At 46.8% G+C, this 22,570-nt stretch carries 11 protein-coding genes; 5 read left to right on the forward strand and 6 right to left on the reverse strand.

The annotated features are described in order from the left end of the window. Positions 1-21: 21 nt before the first annotated feature. The 4 genes from E1189_RS09145 to E1189_RS09160 form a co-directional block, all read right to left on the reverse strand. Positions 22-1,842: a TM0106 family RecB-like putative nuclease gene (locus E1189_RS09145; protein ID WP_155159768.1), complete on the reverse strand. Its 1,821-nt coding sequence runs from the start codon at positions 1,840-1,842 to the stop codon at positions 22-24. Positions 1,843-1,890: 48 nt separating this feature from the next. Next, the gene (locus tag E1189_RS09150) at positions 1,891-3,213 is read right to left on the reverse strand and encodes an McrC family protein (protein ID WP_155159769.1); all 1,323 of its coding nucleotides are present in this window, start codon (positions 3,211-3,213) and stop codon (positions 1,891-1,893) included. Beyond that, a complete protein-coding gene (locus E1189_RS09155) occupies positions 3,213-5,138 on the reverse strand; it encodes a DUF8426 domain-containing protein (protein ID WP_196221343.1) in 1,926 nt (641 codons plus the stop codon). Before E1189_RS09155 ends, E1189_RS09150 begins: the two co-directional genes overlap by 1 nt. A gap of 155 nt (positions 5,139-5,293) precedes the next feature. Beyond that, positions 5,294-6,484, reverse strand: a complete 1,191-nt coding sequence (locus E1189_RS09160) for a DUF3293 domain-containing protein (protein ID WP_155159771.1) — start codon at positions 6,482-6,484, stop codon at positions 5,294-5,296. A gap of 205 nt (positions 6,485-6,689) precedes the next feature. On the opposite strand from E1189_RS09160, the gene E1189_RS09165 reads away from it, so the two are divergent. The 5 genes from E1189_RS09165 (at position 6,690) to E1189_RS09185 (ending at position 15,518) form a co-directional block, all read left to right on the forward strand. Next, a complete protein-coding gene (locus E1189_RS09165) occupies positions 6,690-7,298 on the forward strand; it encodes a restriction endonuclease subunit S domain-containing protein (RefSeq protein WP_155159772.1) in 609 nt (202 codons plus the stop codon). Further along, positions 7,292-8,593, forward strand: a complete 1,302-nt coding sequence (locus tag E1189_RS09170) for an N-6 DNA methylase (protein WP_155159773.1) — start codon at positions 7,292-7,294, stop codon at positions 8,591-8,593. The genes E1189_RS09165 and E1189_RS09170 overlap by 7 nt, the downstream gene beginning before the upstream one ends. 76 nt (positions 8,594-8,669) lie before the next feature. Then, positions 8,670-11,084, forward strand: a complete 2,415-nt coding sequence (locus E1189_RS09175; RefSeq protein WP_155159774.1) for a type I restriction-modification system subunit M — start codon at positions 8,670-8,672, stop codon at positions 11,082-11,084. Next, positions 11,081-12,406 carry a restriction endonuclease subunit S gene (locus E1189_RS09180; RefSeq protein WP_155159775.1) on the forward strand — a complete coding sequence of 442 codons (1,326 nt, stop codon included), beginning with the start codon at positions 11,081-11,083 and terminating at the stop codon, positions 12,404-12,406. Before E1189_RS09175 ends, E1189_RS09180 begins: the two co-directional genes overlap by 4 nt. 76 nt (positions 12,407-12,482) lie before the next feature. Further along, on the forward strand, positions 12,483-15,518 hold the full coding sequence (locus E1189_RS09185; RefSeq protein ID WP_155159776.1) for a type I restriction endonuclease subunit R: 3,036 nt from the start codon (positions 12,483-12,485) through the stop codon (positions 15,516-15,518). Positions 15,519-15,695: 177 nt separating this feature from the next. On the opposite strand, the gene E1189_RS09190 is transcribed toward E1189_RS09185, so the two are convergent. Continuing rightward, positions 15,696-18,398, reverse strand: coding sequence for a DEAD/DEAH box helicase (locus E1189_RS09190; protein WP_155159777.1), 2,703 nt, complete (start codon positions 18,396-18,398; stop codon positions 15,696-15,698). Between the two features lie 5 nt (positions 18,399-18,403). After that, the gene (locus tag E1189_RS23855) at positions 18,404-22,510 is read right to left on the reverse strand and encodes a hypothetical protein (RefSeq protein WP_230460292.1); all 4,107 of its coding nucleotides are present in this window, start codon (positions 22,508-22,510) and stop codon (positions 18,404-18,406) included. Between the last annotated feature and the right edge of the window lie 60 nt (positions 22,511-22,570).

Consider the following 22,570-nt stretch of genomic DNA (forward strand, 5'->3'; position numbering starts at 1 on the left):
TGAGGCGTATGTTGTTCGGGATTAGCTGGTGCGCTGGCAACAAGCCAGGCAATCGAGATCGTCAAGCAGCTCTTCATGGCTTAAGCCCAAACGTTCAAACCTGCGCCAGAACACAGGCTTCGACTCCCGCCGATGAAACTCAAGAAACCAGGCCATATTCTCAGCCAACGATGCCCACTGAGGTTCTCTACTGCGTTTGGCTTCTGCTTTCTCTAAAAGGTCATCCCTTAAGATCGTCCGCTCTGAGATCTCTTCGGGCATCTCAGGCTTAACCACCTCTGTTCGCCCACGATAAGAAATACCATTAGCTTGCTGCTGTTTACGCAACCAGATTGTGAGTTCCTGCGTGGAGTCACAATCATCAATATTGTAATCTCGAATACTTTTGAGAATTTCTGATTCTTCCCAGTTTTCGGCCTCTTCGCCCAATTCATAGAGAGTGCGCCAGTTATCATAGACGACAACCGAGTCCCCACCAGATCCTACCTCGGTATCACGCTTTCCACGATAAAGGTGTTCAACATTTTTGATGGAGTAGCGAGGCTCTCCTAACCGGATAGCGCCTTTAACAACCTTATAAAGATCAACAAATACCTGGTTGCGCAAAAGCTGGTCCACTTCGTCTTCACAGACACCAAACCGCCCCATCAATTTTTTGCAGGCTGAAATTTCATAATTGGCGTAGTGATAAATATGCATGGTCGGATCTTTTATCCAGCGCTTATAGGCCCATCCAATAAAGCCCTCAAAAGCCTCTTTTTCCTGTTGCCTGTCGTGCGCCCAGAAATCCCGAAATACTCTCTGTCCGTCGTTATCGAAGTAGGTAGCACCCCAAAGGTATTCCAGCCCTCCCTCTTCCAAAGGGAAGCCCTCAATATCAAAGAACACGTCAGAATCACTGTGTGCTGGCAACAGCTCCAGTCCTGTCACCTCATCAAGACCATGGGGCAGAACAACAAAAGCAGGGTGCTCAAGGCCTTCGCTGTCCTTCTGGATCGACGCTTGATCCTTCAAACGTTGCAGCACCGACGGATGTATACCCGGAACATGGGTCAACTCTGTTTCCGCCAGGTTTTGCATAGTTTCTATGCCCGCACTCTTGAGCTTGGCAACCTGTCCTCTGGTAATATTGGCCACCTGGAAAGGATGATCTCTGGCAATAAGCTGCGCCTCAGCTTCTTCACTCCAGTTCAACCAGTTTTTGGATTCTGCTGGATCGACCGGGCTATCTGGTGAAAAATCTTTCTGAGCCTCAAGAAAGCCATCTTTTAAAGAAAGGTAGTAATAAAAGCAGTCGCTGGTTCGTAACCGCTCTTTACAGCCGTTACCCAACGCAACGGTTATTGTTTCAGCCCTGCGTCCCTGAATCGCTTCGAGCATTTCCACGTAACAGCAAAGTTGTATCGGATAGGCAGGCTTCACTTTAGTGGAGAGTTTGGCATCCCAAACCTCATAGTGATAATCCCCCAGATGACTCTCGCCAGAAACTTTGACCAGAAAATCGGCATACCCAGCAAAAGGGTCTAACTCCAGACGAGCTTGAGCAACTACGTCATACCCGTCCTTAAGAGCCTTAACCGTAAGTGCAGTTTTGGCCTTGTTACCTTCAGCTTCAATGGTGATAACAGACAGTCCCTGATCACGGAACTCTTGAAGAACAGCCTCCTCATGGGCGTACCCTCTTTTCGCCAGAGCCTGCATTAACGGATCATCAGGGTCTTGCTCAGGCTTACCATCCGGACACTCAAGAGCAAAACGATCCATCCAGGACGCAAAAGGGCTCTCCATAAACCGGGTAAGGTCTGAGGGCGAAAAGATAAGTTGATCCTGATGCTTATACATATTTGTTATCCAATCCCTGCTAACGAATGCCCCTTGAGTGTCATGTCGTCAGCCGGCAAGTGCCTTTGGCTTTGTATAAAGAGACGGAAAGGCTTCACAGTACTCGCCATCAACGAGAGTTCCTTTCTTCAGATCAAAGGGAACAATCCAGAGTCTCATATCATCATCGAATGTGAATACCGGCAGTGGAGCATCAAAACTATCCGTTAAAGGATAGATCAACATAAGCTCTCCCCGACCCTCCATATATTTCTTCCCATATGCAAACATCTGATAAAAATCTGGCTGTTTGAGTCCGTATTTATCATTGATATCTGCACAGTTAAGTACTTTCCACTTTGTGTCCAGAATCTGCCGGTTCTTACCACAAGTGAGAACAATATCTGGGATCAGACGGAACATTTTTCTGGCAGTTTTGCCAGAAGGCTTATGAGTGCACAATGACTCGCCGGATAGCTGAGTCCGAAGTCGCCAGTGGTGCTTCACCTCTTTTCGCAAGGCATGGACAACATAATGTTCAAACAATTTCTCCATAGGAAACAACAGTGAGATACCTTCATGGCCTCCCTTTTGAGCCAGCGGGTTAAGCTGATGAATAATGAGTTCACACCAAGGGCGAATATCTCGGTACGTTGTCATCAACCGACTATCCCCCCAACGCCTGAAATCCAGATCAGGGCTAAGACTTTCTGGCAACTCTTCAAGAAGGTGGCCGAGTTCATTCGCAAGTCGCCAGTTATCGGCCTGCTGAACCTTCTCCCTGACAATCCCGAGCGCCAGCTTGATCAGGCGGTTCTCAGGCCGGTTAGGAGTGAAAATTTCATGTCGAATATGGAATCGGTGATCCTGCCCCGGAGGTTGGCGTAGTTGTATCGATGTATTGAGCTGTCCACGTAAAAACCGGCTCTCCTCCTCAACAGTTTCATAGGAAAATCGCAAACCTTTTTTGTAAAGCCGATCCAGCTCACCAAGAAAGCGGGCATAAATCCACTCGGGAAGAGGATATTTCATCAATTGAAGATTAGCTGAACCTACCTGCTGAAATGGCAGGTTCATGCTGACAGCAATCATTTTCAATAGAACCTTCCGGCTTTCCTCTAGCTGATTTTCTGACTTAGCCGTGAGGATATGCTTGGGAAGGATTTCAATACTGGTCCCACAAGGTGACTGAATAAAGCCGACGTAACTGCCTAACTTCAACTTACGAAGGCCAGTAACATTCACTATCAGCTTACCCGAAGTGCTGCTACCCCCGAATTGCTCAACCAGCCAATCAAAGCAAGATTCCGGGATGGAAGTCTGCTTAAGAGAAGTCTTATCCGGGACCGTTGTCAGCTCCGCATATTCACGCACGACAAGAGCCTGTGACATCAGACCACACTCTCTTCAGCTGAATCCTCAGTTTCCAGAACACGGATCGTAGTCGCATAGCTCTTACTCTCACCCAATGCATCACTGTTAAGAGACCAGCGCCTATCATTCACCAGACCACTAACCTCATGGCCGAACAAGGAATCCAGGTCTGTTTTCCCCCCTTTATGGATAAACTGATACTTTTTCGGTTTTAGATGATCATTCAAAACCCACTGAATTCGCTGCCAATCTTCAAAGAAATACTCCTGCAGAAGAGGAATAATCTGTTTTTGAAATATACGGCCAAGGTTCTCCAGCGTATTGGCTCCTTCTTCTGCCAAAGGCAAGAAGTAACTGTGTCCCAGAGTATGGTCACGGTCCAGCAGTACTTCTATACGTTCATTCAAAATCAGGAGCAGCCTCTCCATGGACACACCGGCTACCGTTACGTCTTTGAGCAAACTCGCATCCGGCATCATCTCGATAAACTCAAACCGCCTGCGTAAGGCTATATCCAATTGAGCAAGGGATCTGTCAGCTGTATTCATCGTACCGATAACATAAAGATTATTTGGTACCGAGAAATCTTCCTTCGAATAGGGAAGAATCACTGACAATGCTTCAGAGGCACCAGCTCGTTTTCCAGGCTCAAGCAGGGTAATCAGTTCACCGAAGATTCTGGAGATATTTCCGCGATTGATTTCGTCGATTACGATCACATAATCCTTATTTTCTTCCTTTGTGTTCGCAGAAAGAAGCTGAACAAGGACATTACGCTTAAGAACATGGCTCTTAAGCTCGTAAAGTGACCTTTGGGAAAACTGTTTATTGCATAACTCATCAACTGGTCTGGACGGTTCATATACACGCAGCCACCGCGTTTTACGACATTGCAGATACCCAGAACGAGGCTCCGTAGGATCCAGTAAAAAATAATCCCCTGTTACTTCACCTATTGCTCGGAATTTCTGATTGCCGTCGGAAGCAATAATAAGATCCCCCTGACGAATAGAGTTTTTGAATGTATTGACGGCAGTAACCGCATAACTTCCCTCTGTCTGATCATCTCCATGCTTTATATAGGCATCCCGAATTTCCGCTGGGCTTTCGCAATAGTTAAAGTCTATATTCCCACCCCATCCAAGAAGGCTATAACCATTCTTGATACACTCTTCGTATACAAAATCCTCCTCACCCAAAGTATTACCTAGAGATAACTTCCAAACCCTTCGGTCTTTATCCCCCTCGAGATCACCTTCAGATGACATCACCTTTGCAGAAGCAAGATTACAGATTCTTTTGAAGACCCCATCTTCAAGCGTGTATTGAACTTTTCCATCTTCCGTCTCTGCCTTTATCCCTTCTACAAAGTCTTCATAACTGAAGCTTTGGTGGAAAGTCACAAAAGCGATCCGGCCCTCTTTCTGAAACTGCTCATAGCGTTCTCTAATGGCTTTATAATCTGGTGATGTCTCAAGAAATGCAGGCTCAAGAACCTTCAATGCTTCAATAGCGGTATGATAGGTTTTTCCTGTGCCGGGAGGTCCATACAGAATTTGGTTCAATGGCGGGGTATACCCTGTATCTTCTGATATAACTGCCACAACATCATCCTCTCTCTCTTGATCTGATGCAGGAACAGCATCACCGGTCAATATTTGAACAAGTTGTTTGAGGCCATCTAACGAAAGAACCTCAGCGGCCAACCCGTATTCTGTTTCACTATTATTATATCTCGGGTATGTCCTGTAACTGGAGTTCTTTACAGGGGGATCCCACTGAACTTCAATATCTTCAACCATCACAATAGACGAACGTTTTTCGATACAGGAAGGGTGCATAACCAAAGGTGCTTTACGCACTGACCTCTTAACGTATAAATACTGTCCATTTCCAAGATAATGCTCATAGGCATAACTTGGCTTCTTTTTGCCAGGTTCCATCAGGAACCCAAAACTATTTAGAGCATCGCGAATCTCTTTTGGACTCAACATAACGATATAAGTACGACAAATTTTTATTATTGGATATCTTCATACTGCCTCTTATTACATGGCATTAAAAGTCTTTGGACGTTTATAAATAAAAGGATTCCCATTTATCCTGCTTTTATGACTACAACCCCAGTGAGTTGCCTGATAATTTCCTGAACATCTGTCTGCAATTTCCTAAAGCCAGCATTTTTCTCACCAGTCTTCTCATCCATATACAGCCGCCGATTCAACTCAATCATCAAGGCCAAAACAGCTTTGTCCTTTTGATAAAACTTCATTGGCACTAAAGCCCCCGCGAATGGTTCATTAACGGATACAGTATATTCCCTCTCTTCAAAAAGCCTCCGTGCCTCATCAACCAGCCACTCCGGAGTATGATAATCATCAGTTCCAAGGCAGATATCAGCCCTCTCCAGCTTCTGACAAAGCTCAAAAGGTAATGGGCGTTCAGGAAAACTATGACAATCAATAATCAAACACTGCCCGTTTGCATTCTGACTCTCGTCAACGCGAGCCGTTAGTTGCCGATGGTGTGGCCTGTAGTAGCGCTCCAGTAAATCCAATCTCTCTCTCGCCGAGGGAGCACTACGAAGTTTTACACCACTGGGTGCCTTGGTATAGATAACCCCGTAACCATGGTCAGCCATTATCTCCTGGCTATCCTCCTCAAAACGCTCCGGATCCAATACCAGACGACTGACAGGAAATCGCACTGGCGAAGCCTCATCGGGGTTAAGTGCAAAAAGCTCATCGGTGTAAGCATCAACAATACTGAGCTGCTCTCTAACCAACTCAAGGTCTGATAATAAAATCTGGGGGCGAAGATCATCAGGAATACCATACGCACTATGGGGAATATGGAGCACTGTTACAGGTGGCTGCAGGTCCTCAATCCATACAAGCTCAGCCGGTTGACCTCGCTCACCATATACAATCGCATTCTGGCCAAAATGCCTGCCTATCTGAACAGCCCTGTCCCGGGATATCCCCGTGACCAGAACACTTTGCTCTGGCTGCCACCCCCCTTCATCAGGAACACCTTTTCCCGGAAACCAGTTAAAACCTACCAGCATCTGTATCAACTGCTCATGACGAAAAGCATTATCCGCCGGTGCCAACTCCTCCGACCGAGGATTCCAGGCAGTAATAAATGCCCAACTACCAACACCCAGCTCGGCCAGCAGTGAATCCAGTACCAGTGAGTTCTCACCAATCCTCAAAATTACAGATTCAGGGATTTCGGCAATATAAGAGGTGGTCATATAGGCATCTTTTAGTCGTATCTGGCAGCTCATAGCAGCCTCCTTTCCTTGTTTCAGATGACTCAATAGAGCGCCTTCTCACCTAACTAATTCCCCTCAAACCTTGTAAAAATAAGGTTTTTGTTAGGAAAACTAACCGTTAAAAACAAATCGTATAACAAATACGATTTTTTTATTGCAAGGTAATCGTTTCACCTATACGATTATTTTCATATTAAATCGTATTGGGAAAACGAAAATGGAAAAGCAGCTACAGGAACTTTGCTCAGCAATCATCACCGGTGCTACCAACAGCACCTATGAGACCGTCAATGAGGATGAAGCTACGCACCACGTATTGCTGGGAAGCGCCATAAACTATCAGGGTGGCGTTATTGCCTCTGAGCTTAAACCAGTGGTGCTTCACCTCCCTAAAAAGCCTATCATTCGCTTTCAGGTCGAGGAAGGGGATGTCGTCATTCTCGCAAGAGGCAATGCCATTCGCAGCGCCTACATCACAAAAGAGATAGCCGAGCGCAATGTCATTGTTTCTGCCAACTTTATCCTTCTCCGCCCCCGTAGCAGTGACCTTTTGGGTGAAGCCATAGTCGCCTACTTCAACACACCGGCAGGAAAATCATTGTTGGAAGGAATGAGCCGGGGAGGCGTCATTAACAACATCAGTGCTTCAAGCCTGAAAAAATTCAGCTTCCCCCACTCTTCTCTTTTTCAACAGGAAAGAGCGATTGAACTGTTCCGGGCCAGTAGGGATGTTTATCAGTCAGCCCTGCAACTGGCAGAACAGGAAAAACGAACAGCTGAGGCCTGCATTTTTCAACTGCTGAACGGGGAGACACTCCCATGCTGAATACAACCCTGATGAAGGTGTTCGATATGGCTCGTGGTCAGATGGAACCCGAGCATATTATTGACCTGATCTCTTTTATGGCGATCGTTGCCAAAGAGGCACCGCAAGAGTATCGAGTAGCGATTAGTAACCCTCCAGAGCAGCACTACAGCGCACTGGCTAATCTGGGTATCCAGATCAGTAAAGATCGCGGTTGGCCTGAAGCGATTGGAAAAGCACCGGCTTTTCATCAGCTTGATATCAGGGTCATGATGCGGATATCAGATCTTTTCCTGCATATGACTGACTACTCGGAGTTCACCCATGTCCTTCAAGAAGTCACCCAGCGCGCAGGAAAGAAGGGTTGGATTCTGGATGCAAATCAAACCACTCTGCTGCTCTTTGCAGCCATGGCGGGAGATTGTTCAAAGAAAACTCTCTACGACGGAGCCTGTGGTGTGGCTCGCATCGCTTCCAGGCTGAATGCCAAGCACGCTTTGCTTGAAGAAATTAACTACGCAACATGGGTGATTGCTTATCGTTTACTGTTACTGGAAGGGCGTAGCTTTGAACTGCTCAATAACGACTCACTGGCTAGCAACACAAAGTTTAAAAGAAAGGTCGATATCGTAACCATGGAGCCTCCTCTGGGGCTTCGCTTTACCGCAGACAAACGTCGCACTCTGGCTAATGCCAATTACCTGCAGGTTCCCTCTGGCGACAGCATTCCAGCCTCTGCGGGGGATGTACTGTGGATTCAAAAAGCCATCAGCATGCTGAACAACCACGGTAAAGCCTACCTGCTCCTGCCCCAAGGATGGTTGTTCCGCGGTGGTTATGATGCCCGCGTACGCAACTACCTTCTTGAGAAAGGTCTCATTGAAGCCATTGTCGCCCTGCCTGCTGGCATTCTCTCCTTTACAGGTGTTCGCACCGTCATGGTGATATTCAGTGTCGGCCGCAAACTTGGCTCTCCAGTCACCTTCGTAGATGCTCAGGAGCTTGGAACAAAGCAACGTAACGGTCACGAATTATCAGAAGCTGATAGTTCGTTAATTGCTGAATTAGCCTCAGGCAAACACCCAGAGGATAAACGATACCGCTCCGTCGATATGGGGGAGATCAAAAGACATGATAACAACCTGAACGTTCCCCTTTATATACAGGCATCCAATGAGATGGAGTCATTGGCTCTTTCTGTCAGTGAAGAGATGCAGCGTCTGAAAGAAATGCGAGCAGAGCATGGTCAAAAGCAGATGCGACTCGACTCAATACTGGACCAGGCATCCATGGAAATAGCCCAACACAAAAGTTAAGCGATAGCCGCCGTTTATGGTGAAGGGTAAAATCCTCGCCAATCGGTTTGATACAACCAAAATTTCAGGAGTACTTATGGACCACAGCGCTCACAACAAACTTGTCTCATTTATCTGGTCGATAGCTGATGACTGTCTCCGCGATGTTTATGTTCGCGGCAAATACAGGGATGTCATCCTGCCCATGGTTGTCCTGCGTCGCCTAGACAGTCTGCTGGAATCCAGCAAAGAACAGGTACTGGAAGAGGTTGCCTTCCAAAAGAACGAGCTGGGTCTGGCCGTACTGGAAGGATCCGCACTGAAAAACGCTTCCGGCTACGTGTTCTACAACACCAGCAAGTGGACGCTGTCGCAGATTTGCCAGACCGCCACCAACAACCAGCAAATTCTTCTGGCCAATATGGAAGACTACCTCCACGGCTTCAGCGACAATGTGAAGGAAATCATCCGCCGCTTTAATCTGGAATCCCAGATAGAGCATATGGCCCGTAAGGATGTCCTGCTGGATGTGCTGGAAAAGTTTACCTCGCCCCAGATAAACCTGACCCCCGCTGTAACAGAAGACCCGGACGGTAACAAACTCCCGGCCCTGAGCAACCTCGGCATGGGTTATGTTTTCGAGGAGTTGATTCGTAAATTCAACGAAGAGAATAACGAAGAAGCCGGAGAGCACTTCACCCCCCGGGAAGTCATCGAGCTGATGACCCACCTTGTATTTGACCCTGTCAAAGACAATCTGGGCCTGACTCTGAGCGTTTATGACCCAGCCTGCGGCAGTGGTGGCATGCTCACAGAGTCCCAGAACTTTATTGAAGAAAAATACCCCTCCGAGGATGGCAGCCGGGATATTCACCTGTTCGGTAAAGAGATCAACGACGAGACCTACGCCATCTGTAAGTCCGATATGATGATCAAGGGCAACAACCCGGAAAACATCAAAGTCGGCTCCACTCTGGCAACCGATGAATTTGCCAAAGAGCGCTTCGACTTTATGCTCTCCAATCCACCTTATGGCAAAAGTTGGAGCGGTGACCAGAAATACATTAAAGACGGCTCCGATATCATCGACACCCGTTTCCGGGTCAACCTGAAAGACTACTGGAACAACAGCGAAAACTACGATGCCGCTCCCCGCTCCAGTGACGGGCAGCTGCTGTTCCTGATGGAAATGGTCAGTAAAATGAAGCCAACAGAAGCGGGTTCCAAAGGCTCACGCATCGCTTCCGTTCACAATGGCTCCAGCCTGTTTACTGGCGATGCAGGCAGCGGCGAAAGCAATATCCGCCGTCATATTATTGAGAACGATATGTTGGAAGCCATTGTCCAGCTCCCCAACAACCTGTTCTATAACACGGGTATCACCACCTACATCTGGCTGCTGTCCAATAACAAAGCCGAACATCGCAAAGGGAAAGTGCAGCTGATTGATGCCAGCCAGCTTTACCGAAAGCTACGCAAGAACCTCGGGGATAAGAACTGTGAGTTCTCCCCCGAACATGTTGTCCAGATCACCGCCAACTACCTTGAGCTGGCAGAAGTGAAACGTAAAGCCGATGAGAGCGACGCCCCCCAGCTCGCGTCACAGATATTCGATAACACCGATTTTGGCTACTACAAAGTCAATATCGAACGCCCAGACCGCCGTAAAGCCCAGTTCACAGCGGAGCGTATTGAACCTCTTCGTTTCGACAAGGCTCTGCGGGAACCTATGGCATGGATTTACAGCGAATGGGGCGAACAGGTGTATAGCGAAGGCACCCTGAAAGACCATGAAAAAGCCATTCTCAGCTGGTGTGAAGAAAACGAGCTGAACCTGAACGCTAAGAACCGCAAAAAGCTGTTAAGTCCGGAAACCTGGCAGAAAGGCCGCAACCTTGTACAGGTGGCCACCACGCTAATGGAAACCATCGGCAGCGATATTCACAACGACTTCAACCAGTTCAAAACTCTGGTAGATAAGGCGCTGAAAGACAATAAAGCAGCCCTTCCCAAAAAGTGGGCTGCCGGTGATAAAAACGCTCTTCTGAACGCCATGAGCTGGTACGACGAAACTGCCGAAAAGGTGATTCGCAAAACCCTGAAGTTGAAAGGCGAGAAGCTTGATGCCCTGTTGCACCATCTGGATTGCACCGAGAGTGAACTGGCGGACTTTGGGTTCTATGCCACAGGCAAGGCCGGTGAATTTATCACCTACGAACCATCGTCTGATCTGCGGGACAGTGAAACAGTCCCCCTGAAAGACGAGATTCACGGTTACTTCCTGAAAGAAGTGAAACCCCATGTTGAGGAAGCTTGGATCAATCTGGACTCCACCAAAATCGGCTATGAGATCAGCTTTAACAAATACTTCTACCAGCACAAGCCTCTGCGTTCGATGGAAGAAGTGGCGAAGGATATTGTAAAACTGGAACAGCAGGCGGAAGGGTTGATTGCTGAAGTGCTGGGGCTGGAAGTGGCTGATGTGGCTGATGTGACTGAGGTGAAGGCATGAGTGGGTTAGCGACTATGCCTCGGTATGAGGACTATAAGGATTCTGGGGTTGATTGGATTGGGAAAATTCCCGAGCACTGGCGAGTAACTCCATTGAAGTTTTTACTGCAAGAAAAGCTTAAATATGGAGCCAATGAGTCAGGTGTAGAATATGATCCAAGCTTACCTAGATACATTCGTATAACAGACTTTTCCAGTAATGGTGTACTTAATGAAGACTCCAAGCTATCCCTACACTGGAATGATGGAAAAGATTATCTGCTGCAAGATGGAGACATCCTCTTTGCTAGAAGCGGTGCAACAGTTGGAAAGTCATATCAATTTAAAACTGGAATATCCTGCGAAAAGCATTATGCATTTGCTGGTTATCTAATAAAGGCGACCACCAATAAAGAATTTCTCTCTAGTGATTATTTAAATTTTTTTGCAGAGTCCGAAGTTTTTAATGCTTGGCGTGAAGTAATACTTAACAAAGCGACCATTGAAAACATCGGGGCTGATAAATATTCTCAATTACCAGTTATCCATCCGCCACTTTCTGAAATAAGCAAAATAACGTCCTTTCTGGACACCAAAACCACCCAGATCGACCAGGCCATCACCATCAAGGAACAGCAGATCGAGCTGCTGAAAGAGCGCAGGCAAATCCTGATTCAGAATGCCGTCACCCGTGGCCTTGATCTGCAAGCGCCCATGCGTGACTCTGGTGTGGAGTGGATTGGGGATATTCCGGCGCATTGGGAAGTAAAACGCCTGAAGTACATACTGGATGAAAGAGGTGAGCGCTCTAAAACTGGAGAAGAGCCCCTATTAATGATGAGCCAGGTTCATGGATTGGTTGTACGTTCAGAGTATCATTCCAAGGCTGAGGTTGCTCAGACTAACGTAGACAATAAAATTGTCTACGAAAACGATTTGGTTTTTAACAAACTAAAAGCTCATCTTGGAGTGTTCTTTAAAAGCAGTATACCTTTCAAAGGTTCCGTCAGCCCAGACTACGCTGTGTATAAGTCAAAAGGGCTCATAAGTGACCTGAAATACTTAGAGCTACTGTTCAGAAACCCTGCTTATATTGCACAGTTTATTATTCGTGCAACAGGCATTGTAGAAGGTCTAATTCGTCTTTATACAGGCGATCTCTTTGATATTGCTATTCCTGTTCCACCAGAAAACGAACAACAAAGAATCTTGGCCTATATCGATGAACATACGGCTAAATTTGATCAGGCCATTACCTTGCAACAGCAGCAGATCGAAAAGCTCAAAGAGTACCGGGCCACGCTGATCAACAGCGCCGTAACCGGTAAGATCAAGGTAGTTTAATAATGGAAGTCGCCATCCACACAGTCATTCTGAAAATGTTTCAGGCGAATCACAGGACCATGAAGTAGAGGGAATTATGAAAAGCCAAACAAATGAACAGGCCCTTGAAGCCACCATTGAGAAACAACTGACAGGCACCTGCCTGGAAGACCAGAACACAGTGGCCGATGGCGATGCACCTTTCAGCTCCAGCCATGGTTACCGGCTGGGGTATCCACAGGACTTTAACGCCCGTTTTGCTCTGGACACCCGGCAATTCTGGGCCTTTTTGGAAAGCACCCAAAAAGAGGAGATGGATAAGCTTCAGAGAACCGGCGCAGACTGGCAACAGAAGATTCTTGAGCGCTATGACAGGATGGTGAAAAAGTACGGCCTGCTGCACCTGCTGAAAAAGGGGTTAAGCGTTGATAATGCCCACTTCACCCTGCTGTACCCCGCTCCGCTGGCCAGCAGTTCCGAAAAGGTGAAGGCACGCTTTGCCGCCAATATTTTCAGCAGTACACGGCAGGTGCGATATTCCTTGGCCAACACCCTGCAAGAAATCGACATGGTGTTGTTTATCAATGGCCTACCATTTGCCACGCTGGAACTGAAAAACCCGTGGACAGGTCAGACAGCTCGCTTCCATGGTAAGAAACAATACCGTTACGACCGGGATAACACCCAGCCGCTGTTACAGTTTGGCCGCTGTCTTGTGCATATGACGGCGGACACAGACGAAGTGTACATGACCACAAAACTGACAGGTAAAAGCACTATCTTCTTGCCCTTCAACAAGGGGCATAATTTTGGTGCGGGCAACCCGCCGAACCCAAAAGGCCATAAAACCGCTTATCTTTGGAAAGAGGTATTCAGCAAAACCAGCATCACCAATATTATCCAGCACTTTGTGCGGCTGGATGGCTCCAAAAAAACGCCTCTGAATAAACGCACCTTATTCTTTCCCCGCTACCACCAGATGGATGTAGTACGGAAGCTGGTCGCCCATGCCAGTGACCATGGTGTGGGGCAAACCTACCTGATCCAGCACTCCGCTGGTTCCGGAAAATCGAACTCCATTACCTGGGCCGCTTACCAGCTGATTGAGGCCTACCAACACAGCGCAGATGCTGCCGGAGCCAAAGGCGTTGAACAGCCCCTGTTTGACTCCGTGATTGTAGTAACAGACCGTCGTTTGCTGGATAAGCAACTACGGGAGAACATTAAAGAGTTCTCTGAAGTCAAAAATATCATTGCCCCGGCTTATAAGTCCGCTGAACTGAAAAGCGCACTGGAACAGGGTAAGAAAATCATCATTACCACCATCCAAAAATTCCCGTTCATTATTGATGGCATCAGTGATCTTAGTGACAAGCGTTTTGCAGTGATTATTGACGAGGCTCACAGTTCCCAGAGTGGTTCAGCCCACGATAATATGAACCGCGCCATGGGTCAGTCTAACGCCATAGCTGATGGAGAGATGGATGCCCAGGATAAGATCATCCAGGCCATGCAGTCTCGGAGGATGCGAGGCAATGCGTCCTACTTCGCGTTCACAGCTACACCCAAGAATACGACGCTGGAGAAGTTTGGATCCCGTCACCCAGATGGTAGCTTTGAGCCGTTCCACCTCTACAGCATGAAGCAGGCCATAGAAGAGGACTTTATCCTTGATGTGCTGGCGAACTACACAACCTACAAGAGCTACTACGAAATCCAGAAGTCTATCGAAGACAACCCTCTCTTTGATAGCAGCAAAGCCCAGAAAAAACTACGCGCGTATGTGGAACGTCACCAGCAAACAATAAACCTGAAAGCTGAGGTGATTCTTGACCACTTTATTCCCCAGGTGGTCACCCCCAAAAAACTCAAGGGCAAAGCCAAAGGAATGGTAGTTACTCAGAACATCGAGATGGCTATCCGTTACTATCAGGCAATCACCCGAGAGCTTGCCAACAGGGGGAACCCATTCAAAGTCGCTATCGCCTTCTCCGGCACCAAAGAAGTGGATGGCATTGAGTACAGTGAACAGGATATCAATGGCTTCCCGGATGGAGAAACCAAAGATAAATTTGATACAGATGAATACCGTCTTCTGGTTGTAGCCAATAAATACCTCACTGGTTTTGACCAGCCCAAGCTGTCTTCTATGTACGTCGACAAAAAACTGCAGGGTGTGCTTGCAGTACAGGCACTCTCACGCCTAAACCGGGCTGCTCCCAAGCTGGGGAAAAAGACAGAAGATCTGTTTGTGCTGGACTTTTTCAACAGCACCGATGATATCAAGGATGCCTTCGATCCCTTTTACACGTCTACATCCCTGTCAGAAGCCACTGACGTGAATGTGCTCCACGAACTGAAAGAAGTCTTGGCCGAGGAAGGGGTTTTCGAGTGGCATGAGGTCGAACAGTTCAATGATCTCTACTGGAATGGAGCCGACGCTCAGGAGCTAAGCCCGATCATAGACGAGGCAGCAGACCGCTTTAATACTGAGCTGGGACTGGATGACATTGCAAAGGCAGACTTTAAGGTCAAGGCCAAGCAATTTGTGAAGATCTACGGCCAGATGGCAGCCATCATGCCTTATGAGGTCGTGGAATGGGAAAAGTTGTTCTGGTTCCTGAAATTCCTGATTCCAAAATTGATCATCAAAGATCCAGAAGCAGATAAAATCGATGAGCTGCTCGATTCTGTCGACCTGTCCACCTATGGCCTGAAGCGTGACAAACTCAACCACAGTATTGGCTTGGACGACAGCGAGTCAGAGCTTGCCCCCCAGAACCCCAACCTGCGCGGCGCTATGGGTGGAGGTGAGGAAAAAGACCCTCTTGATGAAATCATTCGCAGCTTTAACGAACGCTGGTTCCAGGACTGGACGGCAACACCGGATGAGCAGAAGATCAAGTTCATGAACATCGCCAATAGCATCAAAACCCATCCGGATTTTGAGAAGAAATACAAACACAACGAAGATACCTACAACAAGGAACTGGCCTTCGAGAAGATCTTCAACGATGTTATGCTCAAAAACCGCCGTAACGAGCTGGAACTGTATCGCCTGCTCGCCACAGACCCAACATTTAAGGCCGCTATGCAACAAAGCCTACAGAATATGGTCAGTGCTGCCGGTTGAGTTGTTGACTTTGTTGAGCCCGCTGATGGCGGGCTCAAACAGCCTGTCAGATATCGGCGTCAAAGCGATTTGAGTTAGAGGAAGTATGGCAATGGTCGACTGTAACTGACCTGACCTGATCCGTTCAAGATGACCTTCCCCCCTCACACATGAACCAACAAGAGAAAGTTTCTTTTTTTAGTTCAGTCCAGATTCACTTCCTTTTCCCTCTATAAGTACCGCTGCTTCGGCTTCTGGCAACGAGAATGGAAGCCCGAGTTCTCCAATGTTCTGCCTTAGAAAATCCGTTGCCCCTGCCAAACTCTCTGAATTATCAAGGGAGGTTCCACCTTCTACTTCTCCTCCCTTCATTCTCAAAATACGGTTGAGAGTATGGACTAACACTTCATCCTTAAGCAGCTCAAACCTGCCTTCTTGATTAGCTAAAACCCCGACAGTTGCGATCCTGACAGTACTTTCAGAACCTGTAACTCTGTCGCGAACATTGAAAACAACCAGAGTACCATCCAGCTCGTCAACACGGGCATAGTACGCTCCAAAGTCCAACGCTTGGTCTATAGCTTTCCCAAACAAGGGATGACCAAAACCAATGACATCCAGAGCTTTATTTTCTCTGGCAGTTTCACGATTGAAAACCAGGTTTTTATAAGCTCTCTTTATAGCAATCTCCGTCAGCCACTTTTCCGGAGTTTTAAAGCTCATCTCTTCTCCTGAGCATTTTGGCCTTCGACTATTGAGTGCCAACATACCTTCAAAGAATGGCTGCAAATCCTTGAGATCCAATCTGGGAACATCATCCAGGTCTTTGCAGTCAAACTTCTCTGCCCTGCCAACAAGATCCCTCACAACTTCAATGACTGCACGCCCGCCCATGGTTTGGGTTTTCGCATCAAACCATTTGCTCTCTATCTCCTCAGGCTTCTTGACAAGGCTGGCGGTAAACAGTTCATTGAAAATACGAGAATCACTCATTCCAAGGATCAGCTGCATCAGATCCTCAGGTTCATCCATAGCTCCCCCAATAGCACGCATGATATTTTCAATTTTTTCGTTAAGGAGCCCCCATATTCTGGATTCAACAGTATCCGGATTACGCAGGGTGATAACATCCACCTGGTGTTTTTGCCCATAGCGATTCAAACGTCCAACTCTCTGGTGAAGACGCATCGGATTCCAAGGCAAATCCACATGAATCATGGAGTGGCACCGGTCCTGCAAGTCAATGCCCTCACCACCGGCCTCGGTTGAGATAATGAACCGTACCTTGCCACGGTTAAACATATCTGCTGCTGTGTAGCGATCCATGGTACATGTCATGGACTTACCACTGGCATCAAGAACATTTTCCAGCCTGTTCTCACCGTTAATGAAACTAACGGTTTTATCACCAAAATGTTTATGCAACTCGCTCATCAACAGGGCTTGTGTAGCTTTATATTCGGTGAAAAAAACGACAGTACGCCCCTGAAACTCATCATTCAGGATATCAATGATTTTTTGAATTCTGGTTTCCAGATGTACCTGGTCAGCAAATTCAAGTAACACCTTAAGGCGTGGCAGCTCATCGTTCATCAGCTGGACTTTGACTGAAGCCGCCGCGAACTCTTCCTCAAGATCCTGCCACTCATCAGTTAACTCTGGAGCCATCTCCTCCCCCTGCAGCTCCTGAGCTTTATCACTCAGGGCATCCTGCAGTTTTTGGATTTCAATCAGCCTTTCCTTTATTTGTTTATGCCTTGCCAAACGCCCATATATTGCTCTTCGAATGGCGGAAACAGAACTGGAAGCCAGTTTTTGCATCGCCGTGAGAACAAGCATGACCGCACGTTGATCCCTGGAGTTCAGGGATGAAGCATAAGCCTGTCCGCTCAAAATAAAGTTTGTTAACTGGCTATAAAAAGCCTCTTCAGCTTCTGAATATTCATAGGTCCGCGATATCACATTCACAGGTTTGAAAAGCTTGTTACCTGCCATATCAGTAACATTTTGCTTATTGTTTCGAATCAGCACCTTACCAACAGACTCACGCATCTCGTCTATTGTACGAGAATCCAGATCGAACAAATCGGGTCGTAAAAGGCGCATGAGGGCAAAAAAGCCGTAGTCCTTGCCACGGTGGGGCGTGCCAGAAAAGAACAGTCTGGACACAAACTTATTGTGCTCTATAAGCTTTTCAACAAACCGATACCCCTGCGTGGCACCGGAGTCCTCAATAGCATTGAGGTGATGTGCCTCATCAATAATGAGAAGATCCCAGTCCTCAGCCTCCAGCATACGCTGATGCCGCCCATTTACGTCTTTACGCAAGGTAGGAAGTGAAGCGACGACCTGGTTATGCGTATTCCAATAATCAGAACGGGGAGTGTCGGCTTGTGGCACGTACGCCGTAAGCCGGATATCAAACATTTGTCGTAAACGCTGTTGCCACTGCTCTACCAATGGCGCAGGAGTTAGCACCAAAATACGACGCACTGTTTTTTTTGCAAGCAATGGCCACAGGATCAACCCGGCCTCAACGGTTTTCCCAAGGCCAACATCATCAGCTATCAAATGGTAAGTAGGCCACTGTCGTAATGCACGATGACATACCCACAACTGATGAGGGAGCAAAGAGATTTTGGAGCGGGAAAATACTCCCCAACTGTCATTGATTGAGCGCAATGCTAACGCTAGAGCTCGACAAGCAACTCGTTGTACAGGCTGATGTTCACCACCCTCTATTACTTGAAGGAGGCCCTTCTTGGTTGAAAGCTCCTCAGCCAAGCACTCTTCATAACCGTGCTCAAAGCGAACCAGAACCGTAAGCCCCTTGTTCACTTCTACAGCGCCGGTACCGTATTTGGGGTGGAGAACGACACTTCCAGAATTCACTTCATCCATTCTGACTATTCCTGCTCATCCAACTCAAACTCACCAATACCCAACAACTCCTCTACAAGCTCAGGCTCATCGGCCAGGAACCTGAAAGGAATGTCGAAACTGAAATCAAACGTAGCCATAGCGTCGTTATTCAGGTCTCTGAAGAATGCTTTGTATAACTCTTCTGACTGATAGGGGTCTGCAGAGTCACCTACTGTGTAACCGATACGATTTATGAGTCGTCGAACTTTTTCTGACAGCACAAAAGCATGTTGCTGAGCGCCAGTGTCGGGGATGACTTTATGTCGAATGAGTTCACGGATAACAAAATTAGCACCTATCCCCAGTGACCGACGGAGCGCGGGTAAATATTCCCCTGTCCCCTGCCATACTTGGCTTTCTGAGGATTTAAGAAAGTCATTCAACTGAGGAAGGCGGTCAAGGCTCAATAACATATGAACATAACTCTCCAAGTTTTTAGAAAAGTTATACATTGGAAGTATCTGCAACCATACCCGATAGGACTCACTGACCTGAGCATCAGCCAAATATTCATCAATAATTCCAGTCCAGTCTTCTGACTGCATATCTTCTTGAGCCATGCGATCCCACCAACCTTTACGCTCAATCCAGTCCATGGCAGTTCGATGGTGGCCTTCTGATACCCTGCCAATCGTTTGGCACGCACCGAGATACAACAGCTTTAACCAACCCTTGCGGGCTTCATGTGATTCCAGCACATCATCCTCGGCCATCAACTTCCAAGGAAGCGATTGGGAATACAGCCTATCTTCATAAGTTGCCAAATTTTCAGGGCATGACTCTGCCCACCATTCATAAATATTATTGAGTGCATCTACAGGCTTAAAGCTGCCTCTGCTTGTTTTTACATCGTCCGCTACGCTCTTTCTTTTTTCTTCATCTGAAACAAGCATGAGTTGCTTGTAATCATAGATATCTGATGCCGTCCAGCTAAATTGTTTTTTGAGCACTGTGCTGTCTATGTGGAGGAGCCAACGGGGTTGCCCAAGGGCTTTCAAGCGTCGACCAAGATGTCTCCCATTAAATCCTGAAATTAAATAACGCAGCAACGCATCCTGCCGAGAGTGATCCTTAGATGAAATGCCCTCAGCCCATGCCTTCAGGTTTTCAATTGACGGCTTCAGGCCATCCTGACACTGCACAAAAAATGCCTGCCCGGCTTTGTCATAGCTTGGACTTAAACGATGATGGTCGGGTGCATAAGCATAAATACGAGATTCTTCATCATCGCTTTTATCACCGCTCAGCACTAACTGATCAACCGGGTGCCAATATCTGCCCGTAACATCCTGGAAACGGTACTTTCTGAGAGACAAGCGAAAATCTTGAGATTCACTGGTTAATGCATCCTGAAGAATGTCATTCATCTTCTCGTTAAAAACCCGTCCCAACAGAGAAGCACTTTTAGGAGTCACTTTTTTATCTGTTGTATGCTCATCAATAACGCTAACCAGCGTCTTCTCGCTCAAGGAACCGAAACCAACAGCCATTAGCATCCGTCCAGCCTCATCATCGACCAAACTGTTCTGCTGTTTATATGCCTGTAATTTCTCTAAACCGGATAGTTCTTCAAAAACCACAGAAAGAAGCTTATCGGCTTGATGGCGAACATTTTTCAAAGATATAAGTGAGACATGACTATGGCGTTTTTGTTTTTGTCTCTGTTTATCCTTTCTCCCCCACCTAACTGGGACAACAGGGTAATAAGAAAAGAAAGCTAGCAGCCCTCCTTGTGTAGTAAACAAAGTCTGAAAGAGCTCTGCTTTACTATCTTTGAACGCAGTCCAACCACCCGTTAGAACGTTCCATGTCCGGTTCCAGAAATCGACTGGTGCTAATTGCTCGTCCAGAGACCACTCACGACAGAAGCCATCCCAGTCATCTACAGACCACTCATAGATCTGTTTTAACAGATTCGAGAGCTCACGCCCAAGCTCCGCCATAACTTCAAAATTTTTGCTGTTATTCTTGGCCAGCTGACTCCGTCCGATATCAACCTGAAAGTCAGCCTCAACGACAAACCCTGCTTCCAACTCTTCTTGTAAAGGATTGGTTACCCAGAACTTGGGGATATCCCTTTCTTCTAGGCTCGACAACCCATTCCTGTCGATCTGGAAGACAAATTGCCCCTTCGAGGTCCGATAATGAACAATTCTCTGGGCGACTAGAACCTCATCTTTAACGGGTAACTTAACGTGCCCGAAGAAGAGACCTTTGACTCGACTGCTCTCTTTTGGGGTCCATTGTACAATTTCGTTAGCTACATCAATGGTTCTTATATGCCTTGAAAAAACACTCAGAAGTCCTGAATTTTTGCGGAACCGGGATAAAATTTCTCTTGCATCACAGGTCACATCTTTGCGTAGTTTTAAGTGGACCAATGTTGGCAGAGGGCCATTGCCACTTACAGACGTGGCTCGCTTAATCAGATGGGATCTATTTTTATGAACGACAGGTAAAATTCCGCCCTCTATCTTGACTGCCATTTCACCACTCAACAGCTCTGGAGCATCTGATATTAAAAGGCTGCTCTTAAAGCCAAGTCCAAACTTACCTGTGACATGCTCTCCTTTATCGGACATATTGAGAGAAACCATTTTCTCCAGATCTCGATCGAAACGGCCTTTGCCCTTCTCGTAACCGACTGGGCAATAGTTAACTTCACGCCCCCAGTGGTAGAATGAGAGCGCCTCAGCCTCAAGACGAATAATGAACTTGTGAGGGTACTTTTCTGTATCCGCCTCACCAATCAGCATCCTCTCGCAGTAAGCATCGTCTGCATTCTGGAATAGCTCGAACGGAACACTGTCAGGGAAGTACTGAGAACGTTCCCCGATCTCTCTGCGGTTCTTCTCAAGAATAAGCTTTTTAAGACTATTTCTCTGAATAAGTTGCTTTATCTGGGTCTTTATCTTATCCAGTCGTTTATCATATTTTGCAGACCGCGAGGATGGATCAGCATTTAGCCGCTTAACTTTTCTGTACTCATTCAAAAGCTCGCCAATCTCTCCCTGGTTAACCTGAAGCCTCCCTAAAGTTGGTATGATCTCATCCAAAATCACGAGCTGAGTAAGCTTAATATCAAGCTGGCTTGACTCTCCAAATCGGTTCCACATTCTCTCCAAATTAACTTTTTTACCAAAGACTTTTTCGAGTATTAATTCGGTGCTAGCCTGAAGCAAACGCAACAACTGATCCTTACTGTACTCTTCTGCATTTATCTTCCTCAACTGTATAGCTTGACGCTCAGAGGCATTGAAACGATTTTCAAAAAACAAGATGCTTTCTGGTTTCTGCGGAAAGTTAGCGCTAACAGTACGTCCAAAAATGGATTTTACTTCTACCTTATCTAAGTAACAGATAACAGGCTGAATATTGATCTTCTCCCTTGTTCCCTGTTCACCCTGATTTATGGCCTCCAGATATTCGTCCATGATGCCTTCATAATCTTGGGAACGTGAGTAATCGTTCACAAGAGTGCGAAGCTGCTCATCATTAGTTGCCATTAAAGCCATAAAAGCCGCTATGGCATCACGTGGCACATGTCCCCATGCCTTAAAGTATTTTGTTAAAACGGCTTTACGATTAGGAAACGTCTCGACACTCTCGGCTTTTATATAACTGGAATCCGCAGGATAAACTGCATCGACAACATCCTTAATGGCACGCCACTCGTCAGGGTGCACCAAGTCGCTATAACTAATCCCAATCACATCAACTGCTAGCTCAGTTGATTTACGAAATTTGTCTGCCTTATTCCGTAATAAAATTGCTTCTAGAGCACCGAGTGGCTGATCAAGCCTGCAGATCATACGTAAAAAAAGTGCTCTTGCCTCAGCTACTTTGTCGAACGAATAGCCAGCCAATAGATTGAGAAGTTCAATTAGCTGCTTGCTTGCCAATGGTTTAAACATTGGGCTCGCATCAGCTGGGCTAAAATTGGGTCCTAGGTTTCTTCGTAGCTCACAAACTAGGCTCCACCCCTGTAAACTCAGTGGAAGAGTAGAGTTGCAGAGCTGGTCTATCGCTTCATAGCTGATACCCTTAACATAGCCAAGGGCATAGTCAGTTAGCTTGCCAGCTTCAACCATAAGCTGCTTGCTACTTTCTTCAGGCTTTCTTATATAACATTTAAGCAGTGATAAATATTT

Origin of the sequence: Parendozoicomonas verongulae (assembly GCF_009711465.1) — a bacterium.
In the GTDB taxonomy this organism is placed as follows: domain Bacteria; phylum Pseudomonadota; class Gammaproteobacteria; order Pseudomonadales; family Endozoicomonadaceae; genus Sansalvadorimonas; species Sansalvadorimonas verongulae.

What these genes read in the sequence shown, in the direction of transcription:
- E1189_RS09145 (WP_155159768.1), bottom strand. Translation starts at nt 1,842, where the DNA reads ATGTATAAGCATCAGGATCAACTTATCTTTTCGCCCTCAGACCTTACC.
- E1189_RS09150 (WP_155159769.1), bottom strand. Translation starts at nt 3,213, where the DNA reads ATGTCACAGGCTCTTGTCGTGCGTGAATATGCGGAGCTGACAACGGTC.
- E1189_RS09155 (WP_196221343.1), bottom strand. Translation starts at nt 5,138, where the DNA reads ATGGAACCTGGCAAAAAGAAGCCAAGTTATGCCTATGAGCATTATCTT.
- E1189_RS09160 (WP_155159771.1), bottom strand. Translation starts at nt 6,484, where the DNA reads ATGAGCTGCCAGATACGACTAAAAGATGCCTATATGACCACCTCTTAT.
- E1189_RS09165 (WP_155159772.1), top strand. Translation starts at nt 6,690, where the DNA reads ATGGAAAAGCAGCTACAGGAACTTTGCTCAGCAATCATCACCGGTGCT.
- E1189_RS09170 (WP_155159773.1), top strand. Translation starts at nt 7,292, where the DNA reads ATGCTGAATACAACCCTGATGAAGGTGTTCGATATGGCTCGTGGTCAG.
- E1189_RS09175 (WP_155159774.1), top strand. Translation starts at nt 8,670, where the DNA reads ATGGACCACAGCGCTCACAACAAACTTGTCTCATTTATCTGGTCGATA.
- E1189_RS09180 (WP_155159775.1), top strand. Translation starts at nt 11,081, where the DNA reads ATGAGTGGGTTAGCGACTATGCCTCGGTATGAGGACTATAAGGATTCT.
- E1189_RS09185 (WP_155159776.1), top strand. Translation starts at nt 12,483, where the DNA reads ATGAAAAGCCAAACAAATGAACAGGCCCTTGAAGCCACCATTGAGAAA.
- E1189_RS09190 (WP_155159777.1), bottom strand. Translation starts at nt 18,398, where the DNA reads ATGGATGAAGTGAATTCTGGAAGTGTCGTTCTCCACCCCAAATACGGT.
- E1189_RS23855 (WP_230460292.1), bottom strand. Translation starts at nt 22,510, where the DNA reads ATGGTTGAAGCTGGCAAGCTAACTGACTATGCCCTTGGCTATGTTAAG.